This is a genomic window from Xanthomonas sp. 3075 (assembly GCF_014197275.1).
Taxonomy (GTDB): Bacteria; Pseudomonadota; Gammaproteobacteria; order Xanthomonadales; family Xanthomonadaceae; genus Xanthomonas; species Xanthomonas campestris_B.
Window position 1 is genome coordinate 177,674 of sequence record NZ_JACIFI010000006.1, and the last position, 14,293, is coordinate 191,966.

Genomic DNA, 14,293 nt, shown 5'->3' on the forward strand with positions numbered 1-14,293 from the left:
AGCGGCTCACTGATGGCTCTCCTGCAACGGCGCCGGCTGGGCGTGCGCGGGAAGCGCGGCCGGCACAAGCGCAGTGGGAATGCCGGCAGACACTTCGTCCACCGGGTCCGGTACCAACGCAGGATCCAGATCGACCGGATGCGGCTTGGCGATCGGCTGCCCGGTCTTGCCGGCGGCCTGCGCGGCCAGCCACGACTGGATATCGTCCGGCGGCACGTCCATCAGCCGCAGCGCACCTTCCATCACCTTGTGGAACACCGGCGCCGACACCAGGCCGCCGTAATACACCTTGCCCTGCGGATCGTTGATCACGATGACGGTGGCAAAACGCGGACGGGTGGCCGGCACCAGGCCGGCGAACAGCGCGTTGTAATGCCCGCGCTCGTACCCGTTGGCGCCGTTCTTGCGCGCGGTACCGGTCTTGCCGGCCACGTGATACCCCAGGATCGCCGCGCCCTTGGCGCCGCCCTGGGTGACCACGGTTTCCATCATGTCGATGACCTGGCGCGCCACTTCCGGCGTGATCACCTGACGGGTCTCGTTGTGCTGGCCGCGCACGAACGTCGGCGGTGTCAGCTTGCCGCCGTTGCCCAGCGTGGCGTACGCCTGCGCGATCTGCAGCGGCGTTACCGACAGGCCGTAGCCGTAGGACATCGTGGTCTTGGACGGGCCGCTCCAACGCTGTGGCGACAGCACCACCCCGGCCGATTCGCCCGGGAAGCCGCTATGCGGCGCGCTGCCGTAACCGAAGTTGCGGATCGACTGATAGAACGCCTGGTCCGGCACCTTGGCGGCGATCTTGGCCGCGCCGATATTCGAGCTGCGGGTGATGACGCCGGTGACGTTGAGCACGCCGTTGTTGCGCGGCACATCGCGGATGGTGAAGCGTCCCACGGCCATGTAGCCGGGGTTGGTATCGATGATGGTGTCCTTGGTCACCACGCCGGCGGTCAGCGCAGTGGCCACGGTGAGCGGCTTCATCGTCGAACCCGGCTCGACCAGATCGGTGACCGCGCGGTTGCGCCGCGCCGACGGGTTGATGCCGGTGACCGAATTGGGGTTGTAGGTGGGCAGGTTGACCATCGCCAGCACTTCGCCGGTGGCCACGTCCATCACCACCATCGACCCGCCGGCGGCGTTGTTCTCGACCAGCGCGTTGCGCAGTTCCTTGTAGGCCAGGAACTGGATGCGACGGTCGATGCTCAGCGTCAGGTCCTTGCCCGGCTGCGCCGGACGCACCAGATCCACACTTTCGACGATCGCACCGCGCGCGTTACGCACCACTTTCTTGGAGCCCGGCTTGCCGCGCAGCCATTCGTCGAAGGCCAGCTCCAGGCCTTCCTGGCCGCGGTCGTCGATATTGGTGAAGCCCAGCACATGGGCCATCGCCTCGCCTTGCGGATAGAAGCGACGGAACTCGCGCTGCGAGAACACACCGGGAATCTTCAGGTCGACGATGGCATGCGCCTTGTCCGGGTTGATCCGGCGCTGCAGGTACATGAATTCCTTGCCGGCCTTCTGCGCCAGCTTGGCGTTCAACTCGTCCAGTGGCTGGCCGAGCGCCTTGGCCAGTTCGGGAATACGGTCCGGATTGCGCAGCAGTTCTTGCGGATTGACCCAGATCGATTCCACCGGCGTGGACACTGCCAGCGGCTCGCCATTGCGGTCGGTGATCATGCCGCGCGAGGTGGCGATCGGCAGTTCACGCAGGTAACGCGCCTCGCCCTGACGCTGATAGAAATCGCGATTGACCAGCTGCACGAACGCCGCACGGCCGATCAGCGTCACCGAGCACAGGCCCAGCGCGATGCCCACCAACGTCAGGCGGCCGCGCAGATTGAAGTTGCTACGGGCGCGGTTGCGGCCTGCTTTCATGGCGCACCTCCGTGTGCGCCACCCTGCGGGCGGCTGCGCCGTGCAAAACGGCTGTCGTGCCGTCTTGTCATGGGCGCACCACCACAATGTCGTTGGTCTCCGGGAACTTCATCCCGATGCGCGCACGCGCGACCTGATCCACGCGATTGCTTTCCGCCCAGGTGGCCTGCTCCAGCTGCAGCCGCCCGAATTCGATATTCAATTCATCACGCGTGTGTTCGAGCTTGGACAACTGCACGAACAACTTGCGATGCATATGGCGCATGTACACCACCCCGATCGCCGAGGCGATGCTGCAGGCCAGCAGCACGATGAGCAGCAGGCGGCTCATGCGGCGTCTCCGTTCGGAGACGCCGGGAATCGGGAATCGGGAATCGGGAATCGGGAAGCAATGGCGCCGTGGCCTTTACCCATTCCCGATTCCCGATTCTCCATTCCCAGCTTCTCAGCCACCCGCAATACCGCGCTGCGGGCGCGCGGGTTGATGTTCAACTCGGCGTCGTCGGCCTTGATGGCGCCTCTGATCAGCTGCAGCGTCGGCACGAACGGCTGCGCTTCGGGCAGGCGGCGATTGCTCGGCGGGGCTTTCGCATAGCGGGCCATGAATTGCTTGACGATGCGGTCTTCCAGCGAATGGAAACTGATCACCGCCAGGCGGCCGCCCGGCTTGAGCGCGCCCAGGGCAGCGTCCAGGCCGGCTTCCAGATCGTCCAGCTCGCGATTGATGTAGATGCGGATCGCCTGAAAGCTGCGCGTGGCCGGATGGGTCTTGCTGTCGCCACGCGGCATCACCGAGGCAATCAGCTCGGCCAGCTGCGCGGTGCGCAGCAGCGGCTGTTCGGCGCGGCGCGCCACGATCGCGCGGGCGATGCGGCGGCTCTGGCGTTCTTCGCCATAGGTCCACAGCACGTCGGCGATCTCGCGGTCGCTGGCGTGGGCCAGCCACTCGGCCGCGCTCTGCCCGGCCTCCGGGTCCATGCGCATGTCCAGCGGGCCGTCCTTGCCGAAACTGAAACCGCGCCCGGCCACGTCCAGCTGCGGCGAGGACACGCCCAGATCCAGCAGGATGCCGTCGACGGTCGCCGCGGCGACCACCTGGCCGAGGCCGGCGAAGCTGCCGCGATGGATGGACACGCGCGCATCGCCACCGAACGTCTGTTCGGCCACCGCGATCGCTTCAGGGTCCTTGTCCATCACCAGCAGTCGACCTCCCGGGCCAAGGTGTTGCAGCACGCCACGGGCGTGACCGCCACGTCCGAACGTGCCATCGAGATACGTTCCGTTTTTGGTCACCTGCAGGCCATCCAGAACCTGCGTGTACAGCACCGGCACGTGGGCCGCCGGCGGCTGCGACACCGGGTGACCGGGCTGCGCTTCACCGCGCATCCGGGCACCCCGGCTCACAACCTGAGATCGAGCAATTCATCGCCCAGATCCCCGTCAGACAATGTCTGCTGGATCAGTGCGCGATGTGCCTGCTCGCTCCAGAGTTCGAATTTGTCGCCCATGCCCAGCAGCACGGCCTTTTTCTCGATGCCGACCGCATTGCGGTGGCTGGCCGGAATGCTCAGACGGCCATTGGCGTCCAGTTCCAGCACGGCCGAAGAACCCACCAGTTTCTGCTGCAGCGTGCGGATCACGCGCTGGGTATTGGGCTTGGACATCAAATCGTCACGCACCCGCTCCCACTCCTTTTCCGCATACAGCCACAGGCATCCTGCTTCGAACGGGTTGTAGGTGAGCACCAGGCGATTGCCGCTCACACGCGTGACGAGGTCGCGGTATGCGGTTGGCACCGCCATCCGCCCCTTGTCGTCCACCGTGATGGCAGTCTCGCCCTGAAACACCGAATGCAACCTCGAATACCCGCTAGGGGGATCATTGAACCACGAAAAACCACAAAACACCTGGTTTTCCCTCCGATGCCCACCTTAGCAGTGCGTCAAAGGTTGTCAACAGTTTTCAAGGTCGCAAATCGCCAGTTGCATCAATGAGTTGCAGCACTCTTTAGAGACTTGTTCAAAGGTTATCCACAAGTTGCTGTTTCGTCTCAGATTTTGAGATTGAACGAAAATTCAGGGGCGTGAAGGCCATGTAAACTCGACCGCCATCTCACTTCACATTGCGCCAGTGACGGATGGGCGACTGCGCAAACCGGCGACAATGGCCGGCATGTGCCTGGTCGCTCTTGCCTGGAAAACCCACCCCCGTTGGCGCTTGCTGCTGGCGGGCAACCGTGATGAATTCCACGAACGCCCGACTGCGCCCCTGGCGCGCTGGGAGCCACCGGCCGATGGCGTGCTGGCAGGCCGCGACCTGCGCTCGGGCGGCAGTTGGGTAGGCCTTGGCAGCGACGGGCGGGTCGCGGTGGTGACCAATGTGCGTGACCCGCTCGCCACCGCGTCCGGGCGCTCGCGCGGTCATCTCATCGCGGACTACCTGGCCGGCAGCCTGGACGCGGCCGTTTACGCCAGCGACCTGGCAACGGCCGCGCACGCATTTCCGCCGTTCAACCTGTTGCTGTGCGACGCCGAGCGTTGCCAACACCTCAGCAACCACCCGCCGCTGGCACGTAGCCTGGCGCCGGGCATCCATGGCATGTCCAACGGACCGCTGGACGTGCACTGGCCCAAGACCAGCACACTGACAGGCGTCCTGCGCGACTGGTGCGCCAACGGCAGCGACGACCTGCAACCGCTGTGGATCGCCCTGTGCAACCCCGCAATCGCTGCGGACGACGCCCTGCCGCACACCGGCGTCGACCTGGCCACCGAGCGCCTGCTCTCGGCCGCCTTCATCACCGGCGCCGGCTATGGCACCCGCGCCAGCACCATCGTCGCGGTGGACCATCAGGGCAGTGGCTTCATCCACGAACGGCGCTTCGGCCCCGATGGAATCTTCCAGGGCGAGACACGGCTGGACATCGTCGGTACGCGTTGACACCGCGCAATCATGCGCATAGCGTGCGCATAAATGACGGAGGCCCATCATGAGCCGTTACTACGACAGTTCCGCGCAAAAAAAGCCGCTGAACCTGACCATCAACTCGGACCTGGCCGCGCAGGCACGGGCGATGACCGGCAACCTGTCGGCAAAGGTCGAAGAATTGCTGGCCGACTACGTCAACAAAGAGCGCGACAGCCACAGCGCCAGAGCGATGGAATTGCAGCGCGCTGCAAGCGAATGGAAGACCTTCACCGAGGCGCACGGCTCCTTCGCCGACGAGTTCTCCACGCTATGACCGACCAGTTCGATGTCTACGCAAACGTCGGCCAGAACAGAAATATCCCTTACGTGGTGGTGGTCCAGTCAAAGATCTTCGACGCCTCACCCCGCCGCGTCGTCGTGCCGCTGGTCATCACGTCCACCCACTCCCCGACCCCATCCCGCTTCACTCCGGAACTCACCGTCGCCGGCCAACGTGTCATCCTGCAACCCCTGGAAATGACCTCGGTGCCGCTGGCAGTGCTCAGCCAACCTGCCGGCTCCCTGAAAGACCAGGGCCAAACCATCATCGACGCCCTGGACGAGCTGTTCACCCGCTCATTCGGCTAAGCGCCAAACATGGCAGCAGGGGAAGCATCAACGCATCATCGGCCGCGAGAGCGAAGCCCAAGCCCCAGACGATGAAATAGACCGCGAGGGCGAAGCCCAAGCCACGTAAAAATAACCGCAGCACCCAGATCGCATTGATCGCAGCCGAAGCAAAGAGCCCAGCAAAGCACCCGAGTGCAAGCCCCCTTGAGTCAAGGGGGCGCGGCGACAGCCGCGGGGTTCTGGCATGCCCGGAGCGGGACCCGCGTTTTGTACCGCCACCAGGCGGTACGAAGCGTGGGCGCCTTTTTGGGGCCTACGCCCAAAAAAGGCGGCGGAGCCGGCCGATAAGCCGGGTTCTGTCGTGGACAGTCATTCGTCTAGGCGCTACGTCACCGCAGCGCTCAAGCAACCTACCCGGATCCAGCGCGGGCCACGCCAATGGATCCCTATTTGGTCTTGCTCCAGGTGGGGTTTGCCGTGCCGGTCCGTTACCGGACTCGCGGTGCGCTCTTACCGCACCATTTCACCCTTACCGGCTCCCCGAAAGGAACGTAGGCGGTATCTTTCTGTTGCACTTTCCGTCGGCTTGCGCCGCCCAGGCGTTACCTGGCACCTTGCCCTATGGAGCCCGGACTTTCCTCGGCACTCTTGCGAGTGACGCGACTGTCTGGCCGACTCCGCCGGGGCGCACTATACGCTATCGCCAGACCACGCCCCGTCCGTCGCTGTCTTCGGCGTACAGCACAACACGTTCGAACTGATGTGCGAACGACCATCCCGCCGCCTCGGCTGGCACCGCGAGCTGCGCGTGCGAAGGCGCCCTCGGGCAATAAATCAGCAGCGCGACGGCATCTGCATGCGCGCGATATCCCTCGATCTTCGTGTGCTTTTGCAGAATGCATGTCGACACCTGCAACTGAGTGAGTGCGGGCACTTCAAAGACGCCACCTCCGAACACGTCCGCTTGAGTAGCTGGCCAAAGTTGCACATGTCTCAAAAATGCGGGGAGCCCTTTCCTGATGACCTGATTGCCTTCGATCAGTCTCGACTTCTCGGACAACAGATGCTCCACCTGTTCAATTGCCTCTGGAAGCTTGGGGAGCGGCTGATCCGTAAAACCAAGACTGATCTGTACGCCAGGCAGACGCTGCGCCAATCGCGGCTTCAGCGACGCTAGTAATTTTTCACGCGCCCGAACGCGCGCTTTTCCATCCGGTCGCAGAAGCTGGGTGATCTCGACGGCATAAGTTGAGCCATCGGCAATGCGAAAACGGATGTCTGCTGCGGGCTCCTTGGGCTGTTCTATCACGCCGCTCTGCGGCGGGAATGCATCCGGCCAGCTCGTCAAGACGCACTTGAACTGACGCAACTCCAGCGCCTTCTTCTTCTCCTCGGCAGTCGTTGTATCAGCCATTGCCGCCATACAAGGCCTTCCGCGGCGCGCCGGTCAGCTCGGCCGCCAGCTTGGCGGCGGTGGAGGGCGGCAGGTGTTCGGCGAGCTTGGCGTAGACGCGGCGGCCTTCGGCCAGTTGCCCTTCGGCGGCGTCGGCGGCGCCCTGCACCATCACCACGAACTCGCCCTTGCGCTGGTTGTCATCGGCTTCGACCTTGGCCTGCAGCTCGGCCAAGGTGCCGTCGAGCACGGTTTCGAACAGCTTGGTCAGCTCGCGGGCGATCACCGCCGGGCGGTCGTCGCCGAAGGCGAAGCGCAGGTCGGCCAGCGACTCGACGATACGGTGCGAGGACTCGTAGAACACCAGGGTGCGGGTTTCGCCGGCCAGGTGCGCCAGGCGCTCGCGGCGTGCGGCGCTCTTGGCGGGTAGAAAGCCCTCGAAGCCGAAGCGGTCGCTGGGCAGGCCGGCCACGCTGAGCGCGGCGATGGCGGCGCAGGCACCGGGCACCGGGCTGACCCGGATCCCGGCCGCGCGGGCGGCGCGCACCAGTTTGAAGCCGGGGTCGCTGACCAGCGGGGTACCGGCGTCGCTGACGATGGCCAGCGATTCGCCCTCGCGCAGACGCGCGACGATGCGCTCGGACATCGCTTCTTCGTTATGGTCGTGCAGGGCCAGCAGCGGGCGGTCGATGCCGAAATGACCGAGCAGCTGACGGGTGTGCCGGGTATCTTCGGCGCAGATGGCCGCCACGCCACGCAGCACCTCCTGCGCACGCGGCGACAGGTCGGCCAGGTTGCCGATCGGCGTGGCGACCACATGCAGGGTTCCGGGGGACGTCATCAACGGCATTCCATAGGGCAAAGGGTAGAATCGTAGCGTTTTTAACGGCCCGCCCCGGCAGGCCCCGTCCAATGGATCTGAAATGAACAAGCGTGTTGCAAGGATCTCCGCCCTCTCGCTGATGGTGATGCTGGCCGCCGGTTGCGCCACCAGCAGCGTCACCCAGACCGCCTCGCCCACGCAGAGCGCAGCGCTGGCGTTGCTGGACCAGGGCAAGCCGCGCGAGGCGGCGCAGCAACTGGAAGCCGAGGCGGCCAGCGCCAGTGGTGCGCAGCGCAGCCGCTTGCTGGCAGCGGCCGCGTTCGGCTGGCACGACGCCGGCGACAACGCACGCGCGCGCGCCCTGGTGGCGCAGGTCACCCCGCGCCATCTCACGGGCGAAGACCGCGCCCGCTTCGCGCTGTTGACCGGCGAACTGGCGGTGATCGACAAGCAGGCCGCGCAAGCGCTGCAGGCCCTGGGCGACAGCCCGCACGGCCTGCCGCAGCCGCTGCAGACCCGCTGGCTGCTGGCACGCGCCGCCGCCCTGGAAGCCACTGGCGACCTGTTCGCCGCCGCCGCCGACCGCGCGCGCGCCGATGCCAGCCTGACCGGCACCCAGCGCAGCGAGAACCAGCGCGCGATCGTGCGCCTGCTGGCCGCGCTCGACGACGCCACGCTGAAGGGCCGCACCGCCGCGCTGCCGACCGGCGATCCGCTGTACAACTTCGCCGGCCGCGCCTTGATCAGCCGCGGGCTGGCGCTGCCGCGCGCGTTCGATCGCGACGCGCAATGGGGCTTTGACACCAGTAAGCGCCCGCCGGCCGAACGCGATGGCTATCGCCCGCCCATCAAGCTGGGCGTGCTGCTGCCGCTCAGCGGCAATCTGGCGACCGCCTCTGCGCCGGTGCGCGATGGCCTGCTGGCCGGGTATTACGCCGAAACCCGCCGCCGCCCGGAACTGCGCTTCTTCGACACCGCCGGCACCGCCGCCGGCGCCAACGCGGCCTACGACAAGGCGGTGAGTGCCGGCGTGGACTACGTGGTCGGCCCGCTGGGGCGCGACGAAGTCAGCGCCGTGTTCGCGCGCGGCCAGCTGGCGGTGCCGGTGCTGGCGCTCAACCGCCCCACCGACAACAAGGCACCGCCCAGCGGCAGCGCCGGGTTCTCGCTGGCGCCTGAGGACGACGGCATCATGGCCGCCGAATATCTGCTCTCGCGCGAGCGCCGCAACGTGCTGATCGTCGGCACCAGCGACGACAACGGCAAGCGCACCATCAAGGCGTTCCGCGACCGCTTCACCGAACGTGGCGGCACCGTTGCCGGCAGCATCAGCGTGGCCGAGGTGCCGGGCGATATCGGCGCGCAGCTGCGCAACTACGGCACCGCCGATGCGGTCTTCCTGGTGGTACGCGGCAACACCGCGCGGGCGCTGGCACCGCAGTTGGCATTGAGCGGGTTCGCCGGCAAGTCGCGCGTGGGCACCTCGCAGTTGGTGGCCGGCACCGGCAAGGTCGACGACGACCTGGTGCTGGACGGCATCGTCTACCCGAGCGAAACCTGGACCGCCCTGGGCGTGTCCGGCCTGCCGGCCTCCAGCCAGGTCGCCAGCATGCTGCCCAGCGCGCGCGGTCCGGGCGCACGCCTGTTCGCGTTCGGCTACGACGCCTGGAAGATCAGCGCGTATCTGGAAAAACTCGCCACCGGTGCCGACGGCGGGCTGCGCGGCGCCACCGGCACCCTGCACCTGGATGGCTTCGGCAACGTGTTGCGGACCCCGGCCTGGTCTACCTTCAACGGTGGCCGCCCGGTGCCGATCGCCGACGGTCGCTGACGCCATGCCGGCGGTGCGTCAGCAGCGCGGTGCGGCAATCGAAGCATCCGCGCGCGCGCTGCTGGAACAGGCCGGCCTGCGCCTGGTGGTCGGCAATGCCAACTACCGCGGCGGCGAACTCGACCTGGTGATGCGCGACGCGCAATCGCTGGTGTTCGTGGAAGTGCGGTATCGCCGCGATGATCGCTTCGGCGGCGGTGCGGCATCGGTAGACCGACGCAAGCGGCGCAAGCTGGTGCTGGCCGCGCAGTTGTTCCTGGCTTCGCATCCGGCACTGGCGAGCTTGCCATGCCGCTTCGATGTGGTCGAAGCCAGCGGCGAGCCGCCGGTGCTGCACTGGATCCGCGACGCCTTCCGCGCCGACGATTGCTGACAACGGCCGAGGTTCGATGCCCACCATCCTCACCCACGCGGCGGTGCCACTGGCGCTCTGGTGCGCCAGTGAACGCGGCCGCATCTCGCCGCGCTTGCTCGGCGCCGGCATCGTTGCGGCGATGCTGCCGGATGCCGATGTACTGGCGTTTGCGCTGCATATTCCGTACGCGGACGCGTTCGGCCATCGCGGCGCCAGCCACTCGCTGTTATTTGCAGCGCTGATGGCGCTGCTCGGTAGCGCTGCGTCTCGCCTGTTGCGCGCGGATGCGCTGCAGGCAGCGGCATTCCTGTTCGTCTGTACCGCGTCGCATCCGTTACTGGATGCGATGACCTCCGGCGGCCTGGGCGTTGCGCTGACATGGCCGTGGAGCGAGGCGCGCTGGTTTGCGCCGTGGCGGCCGATTCGGGTGTCGCCGTTCGCCAACGGTTTCTTCAATGGGCGCGGTCTGGCCACGCTGCTCTCCGAGCTGCGCTGGGTCTGGCTACCACTCACCGTCGCAGTGCTGGGGTGGAAATGCATCCAGCGTGCGGCACCACAGGATCACGCGGCATGACCGATGCACTTCCCACCGCGCTGGCCCAACTGCTGGCCGCACGGCTTGGCGCAGATGGCTGGCTGACCGGCGACGACGCGCGTCGTCGCTACGGCGAAGACGATTCGCGCCGCTGGGCATTGCCTGCGGCGGTCGCCTTGCCGCGCGATACCGATGACGTGGTGGCGATCGTGCAGGCCTGTCGCGCGCATGGCGTGCCGATCGTGGCGCGTGGCGCGGGCACCGGCACCACTGGCGCGGCGGTGCCGTTTTCCGGCGGTGTGGTGGTGTCGATGGCGCGCATGAACCGCATCCTGGCATTGCGCCCGGAAGACCGCTGCGCCGTGGTGCAGCCTGGCGTGCTCAATGGCGATCTGCAGCAAGCCTTGCAGCCGCATGGGCTGTTCTGGCCGCCGGATCCGTCCAGTGCGGAGATCTGCAGCGTGGGGGGGAATTTGTCCACCAATGCCGGCGGCCCGCGCGCGGTGAAATACGGCGCCACCCGCGACAACGTGCTCGGCCTGGTGGCGGTGACCGGCACCGGCGATGTGATCCGCTGCGGCGGCGCGTACACCAAAAATTCCACCGGCTACGATCTCACCCACCTGCTGGTCGGCAGCGAAGGCACCTTGGCGATCATCGTCGAAGCGACCTTGAGGCTGACCCCGCGTGCGATTGCACAAGCCGGCTTGCGCGCGCTGTATCGCGATGCCGCCAGCGCTGCGGCGGCGGTGTCGCGCATCATGGCGCAACCGACCACACCGACGATGCTGGAATTCATGGACGCCAGCGCGATTGCGTTATTGCGTCGCAACGGCAGCGACGTGCCCGAGGCCGGCGCGATGCTGTTGATCGAAGCCGATGGCGATCACGACACCCTGCCCTACGCATTGCAGGCCTTGCACGACGCCGCCGATGGCGAGGGCGTGTTGAGCCTGGACGTGGCCGCCGATGGCAGCGCGCGCGACAAGTTGTGGGCCGCGCGCCGCGCGCTGTCGCCGGCCTTGCGTAGCATCAAGCCGGGCAAGATCAACGAGGACGTGGTGGTACCGGTCTCGCGCATCCCTGAACTGGTAGCCGGCGTGGAAGCGCTTGCCGCCGAATTCGCATTACCCATCGTCGCGTTCGGCCATGCCGGCAATGGCAACCTGCACGTCAACATCATGTACGACCCGGCCGATACAGACGAAGACACCCGCGCCCATGCCGCGCTGCCGCGCCTGTTTACGCTGGTGCTGTCGCTGGAAGGCACGCTCTCCGGCGAGCACGGCATCGGCGTGGCCAAGCGCGACTTCATGGCCCAAGCCTTCAGCGCCCCGACGCTGGCGGCGATGCGCGCGATCAAGGCGGCGCTGGATCCAGATGGGATCTTGAATCCGGGCAAGGTGTTGCCGGACGCCTGAGCGACCGCATGCCAACGCAGGTCGTCACCGCGCGCCAATGCCGTGGCGGCAATGCGCTCACGCTGCACGAGCAGCGCGCGATACGCGGCCATCCACGCCACCACCCACGGTTCGACGATCGAGGTATTGCCTGCGTCGGCCAGTTCCGGGTGCTGCGCCAGCACTGCCGCCAGCCCGGCCATCATTTGCAGCGTGCATTACCAGTCTTTGGCCGAGCGCGGCTTCAACATGGCGAGCAGGTCAACACATAACGCCCGGAGCGAGGAGCGACCTGGTCACGCTTAGGCCTCTATCGCTCTGACCGGCTGGCGTCAGGCCATCGTCGCTTGATTCAAGGCAACTTCTCTGGCTAGCTTGGCTGTCAAACGGTTACGCCTAGAGAATGCCGATGGTCGCCCGCAGAAAAAGATCCGACGAAGCCGCCTTGCCGCTGGGAAACGCCATGCGATGGATAGCGACATTGGCATTGCTGTCATTGGCTGGCTGCTCGGCGCCGGATGCCGGCGCCGCCGCTTCAGGCCAGCCAAGCGCTTCGTCAACAAAAAGCGGTTCGGACTGCTCCCGTAGTGCGACACCCAAAGACCGGGAAGCCTGCCTCTTTGCGTTGCCTGAAACTGACTGTAAGCGATTGGGCGCAATCTGCATGTCGGTACGTGAAACTCGTTCGATCAATGACAAATTGACAGGAATAGAAAAAGCAATCCTCGACAAGGCGCGCGTGCGTTACAGCAGCTATACAACCGACGATCCGGCTTATCTGGATGATCTGGAAAAGAATTTTACTGATGCTTCTAAAGCCTGGCGAACCTATCGAGATGCCTATTGCCAAGCCGAGCCATTGGTACAGGGCATGTCTCGCAATGAACAAGACAACCTGACTGCACAGTGCAGCGTCAATGCAACGCGACTACGTATCGAACAACTGGAGCAGCTGATAAAAGCCATTCCATAGGGGAACCAAGATGCCACAAGGATATCGCTACGACGCATTGAGTCGTGAAAGCTTCGAGGTACTTGCCTACAATGCTGTTGGCCGCGCCAGCGAAGTGAATCTGAGTGCCGCGTACGCCTTGCAACACAGCACAGGAAATTCCGGCTGGTCCGTAGGCATCATGCAGTGGGACTTCGGTCAGCCTGGACGAGGTGCTGCAGCCGAGGAGATGCTTGGTTGCTATGCGGAGTGGGCCACGCCTCAACAGCAGTTCAATCAGGAAGAGCAGACGAATCTTCTGCAACGCCTGCAAACGCGAGGGCAAGTGGGTAATGACCTTTCCGCCGCAGAGCAAGATCGCCTCAACGAATTCCTCAGGTCAGACGCTGGGCGGACATTTGTTCAAGGCCTGAACGATCAGCAGGTAGATCGAAAATGGCAGGCGGTTGGTCAGCCCCTCTCGCAGATAAGCTGGCTGCAAGACCTCAATCGGGACCATCCCGAGCAAGCCGCCGCGATCGTTGCCGTGACCAGCAAACTCTTTAACCAGAACCAGGCCCGTGGAGCCTTGCTTGTCGAAAGCCTCCAGCAATCGAACGGCATGACTGCGGATACAGTGAGCGCATGGATCGGGAATCAAGGCATCAACGGGCTGAATCCTGCAGCCCGGGCCGCGATCGTGTCCGGGCGCGATGCGACGCTCCAGGGAGTTAACCTTGTCAACGCATTGGAACTCGGGCAAGGGCAAGGTAGCGAGGAATGGCGTTCCAAGATCAGGGAATCCAACAATCCGGCCTTGGCCCAAGGGTTCAATAATGATCCTAGCTTGCAATTGTTCGACGCGATGTTACGTGATCCGGCAAATGGCTCACGGATCCTTGCCAGGATGGATGAAAGAACGCCTGGTCCCGCGCTGACGATTGCAGGAAGAAATGAACTGGCCAGAGAAGAAATTTCTCAGGTGCGAGTTGATCGCGAAGGTAGCTTATCTGTCACCACTCCATCCGGAGATATCCATAATTGGGACGGCAGGACCTGGGACTCTATCCTTGAGCGCAGCGACCCCCTTTATCATCAAGGGGCGCACCCCTTCGGACCGCCGGCACCGTTGACCCTTGACTCGCAAGAACTGCCCGCGATCTTTGCGCAGTGCGCGGAACATGTTCATGCGTTAGACCGCTCAATGGGACGGCTGCCAGATGAGCGAAGCGATCGAGCAGCCGCGTATCTGGCCACTGAAGCAATGGCAAATGGCCTCACGCATGTGGACCACGTAATGCTTAGTACAGCCACCTCATCAAAGCAGGCAGGCCACTATCTCTTTGCGGTAGAAGGAGAGCCAAGCAACCCTGCACATCTGCGCGCCCACGTGGCCACCGAGACGGGGATCAACACGCCAGTCGATATATCAATCCAGCGCGGCCTGGATATCCATAGGGAACAACTGAGCCAGCAGCAGAGCATGCAACATGAGCAGATGCAGGAACGGCAGCGCCCGGGGCCGAGCATCGGATAGATATTCACCGCTCTCGCATAATCCCAAAACTATTGCATTCGTCAATCCACCTTCCAAAATTCGATTCACGCGCTTG

Annotated in this window: 16 protein-coding genes and 1 other RNA gene; 10 read left to right on the forward strand and 7 right to left on the reverse strand. The window is 64.9% G+C overall.

Annotated elements, in window-relative coordinates:
* Positions 1 to 6: 6 nt before the first annotated feature.
* The 4 genes from GGR62_RS07960 to mraZ all read right to left on the reverse strand — a co-directional run bounded on the left by GGR62_RS07960 (position 7) and on the right by mraZ (position 3,731).
* Positions 7 to 1,875 carry a penicillin-binding protein 2 gene (locus tag GGR62_RS07960; protein ID WP_184407373.1) on the reverse strand — a complete coding sequence of 623 codons (1,869 nt, stop codon included), beginning with the start codon at positions 1,873 to 1,875 and terminating at the stop codon, positions 7 to 9.
* 67 nt (positions 1,876 to 1,942) lie between these two features.
* Positions 1,943 to 2,206 (reverse strand): cell division protein FtsL, encoded by a 264-nt coding sequence (gene ftsL / locus GGR62_RS07965; RefSeq protein WP_005991913.1) that lies wholly within the window; start codon positions 2,204 to 2,206, stop codon positions 1,943 to 1,945.
* A complete protein-coding gene (gene rsmH / locus GGR62_RS07970; RefSeq protein ID WP_184407435.1) occupies positions 2,203 to 3,261 on the reverse strand; it encodes a 16S rRNA (cytosine(1402)-N(4))-methyltransferase RsmH in 1,059 nt (352 codons plus the stop codon). The genes ftsL and rsmH overlap by 4 nt, the downstream gene beginning before the upstream one ends.
* A gap of 14 nt (positions 3,262 to 3,275) precedes the next feature.
* The gene (gene mraZ / locus GGR62_RS07975) at positions 3,276 to 3,731 is read right to left on the reverse strand and encodes a division/cell wall cluster transcriptional repressor MraZ (RefSeq protein ID WP_184407374.1); all 456 of its coding nucleotides are present in this window, start codon (positions 3,729 to 3,731) and stop codon (positions 3,276 to 3,278) included.
* Between the two features lie 316 nt (positions 3,732 to 4,047).
* Between mraZ and GGR62_RS07980 the strand changes: the two genes are divergently transcribed.
* From GGR62_RS07980 to GGR62_RS07990, 3 genes are read left to right on the forward strand one after another with little or no spacing between them, the layout of a single operon-like run.
* A complete protein-coding gene (locus GGR62_RS07980; protein ID WP_184407436.1) occupies positions 4,048 to 4,815 on the forward strand; it encodes an NRDE family protein in 768 nt (255 codons plus the stop codon).
* Positions 4,816 to 4,864: 49 nt separating this feature from the next.
* On the forward strand, positions 4,865 to 5,116 hold the full coding sequence (locus GGR62_RS07985; protein ID WP_184407375.1) for a type II toxin-antitoxin system CcdA family antitoxin: 252 nt from the start codon (positions 4,865 to 4,867) through the stop codon (positions 5,114 to 5,116).
* Positions 5,113 to 5,430 (forward strand): CcdB family protein, encoded by a 318-nt coding sequence (locus tag GGR62_RS07990; RefSeq protein ID WP_184407376.1) that lies wholly within the window; start codon positions 5,113 to 5,115, stop codon positions 5,428 to 5,430. Before GGR62_RS07985 ends, GGR62_RS07990 begins: the two co-directional genes overlap by 4 nt.
* A gap of 311 nt (positions 5,431 to 5,741) precedes the next feature.
* Here the strand turns inward: GGR62_RS07990 and rnpB are convergent.
* The 3 genes from rnpB to rsmI all read right to left on the reverse strand — a co-directional run bounded on the left by rnpB (position 5,742) and on the right by rsmI (position 7,646).
* An RNA gene (gene rnpB / locus GGR62_RS07995) (RNase P RNA component class A) lies at positions 5,742 to 6,091 on the reverse strand.
* Between the two features lie 18 nt (positions 6,092 to 6,109).
* A complete protein-coding gene (locus GGR62_RS08000) occupies positions 6,110 to 6,328 on the reverse strand; it encodes a hypothetical protein (protein ID WP_184407437.1) in 219 nt (72 codons plus the stop codon).
* A gap of 490 nt (positions 6,329 to 6,818) precedes the next feature.
* Positions 6,819 to 7,646 carry a 16S rRNA (cytidine(1402)-2'-O)-methyltransferase gene (rsmI, locus tag GGR62_RS08005; RefSeq protein ID WP_184407377.1) on the reverse strand — a complete coding sequence of 276 codons (828 nt, stop codon included), beginning with the start codon at positions 7,644 to 7,646 and terminating at the stop codon, positions 6,819 to 6,821.
* Positions 7,647 to 7,728: 82 nt separating this feature from the next.
* Here rsmI and GGR62_RS08010 point away from each other — a divergent pair, with 82 nt between their 5' ends.
* The 7 genes from GGR62_RS08010 to GGR62_RS08040 all read left to right on the forward strand — a co-directional run bounded on the left by GGR62_RS08010 (position 7,729) and on the right by GGR62_RS08040 (position 14,217).
* A complete protein-coding gene (locus tag GGR62_RS08010; protein WP_260305663.1) occupies positions 7,729 to 9,459 on the forward strand; it encodes a penicillin-binding protein activator in 1,731 nt (576 codons plus the stop codon).
* Positions 9,460 to 9,463: 4 nt separating this feature from the next.
* The gene (locus tag GGR62_RS08015) at positions 9,464 to 9,832 is read left to right on the forward strand and encodes a YraN family protein (protein ID WP_184407378.1); all 369 of its coding nucleotides are present in this window, start codon (positions 9,464 to 9,466) and stop codon (positions 9,830 to 9,832) included.
* Positions 9,833 to 9,848: 16 nt separating this feature from the next.
* A complete protein-coding gene (locus tag GGR62_RS08020; RefSeq protein ID WP_184407379.1) occupies positions 9,849 to 10,388 on the forward strand; it encodes a metal-dependent hydrolase in 540 nt (179 codons plus the stop codon).
* Complete coding sequence (locus GGR62_RS08025) at positions 10,385 to 11,770, forward strand: FAD-linked oxidase C-terminal domain-containing protein (protein WP_184407380.1); 1,386 nt, start codon at positions 10,385 to 10,387, stop codon at positions 11,768 to 11,770. Before GGR62_RS08020 ends, GGR62_RS08025 begins: the two co-directional genes overlap by 4 nt.
* Positions 11,771 to 11,778: 8 nt before the next feature.
* A complete protein-coding gene (locus GGR62_RS08030) occupies positions 11,779 to 12,021 on the forward strand; it encodes a hypothetical protein (protein WP_184407381.1) in 243 nt (80 codons plus the stop codon).
* Positions 12,022 to 12,158: 137 nt separating this feature from the next.
* The gene (locus GGR62_RS21160; RefSeq protein WP_260305664.1) at positions 12,159 to 12,722 is read left to right on the forward strand and encodes a lysozyme inhibitor LprI family protein; all 564 of its coding nucleotides are present in this window, start codon (positions 12,159 to 12,161) and stop codon (positions 12,720 to 12,722) included.
* Between the two features lie 10 nt (positions 12,723 to 12,732).
* Positions 12,733 to 14,217: an XVIPCD domain-containing protein gene (locus tag GGR62_RS08040; RefSeq protein WP_184407382.1), complete on the forward strand. Its 1,485-nt coding sequence runs from the start codon at positions 12,733 to 12,735 to the stop codon at positions 14,215 to 14,217.
* Positions 14,218 to 14,293: the final 76 nt, after the last annotated feature.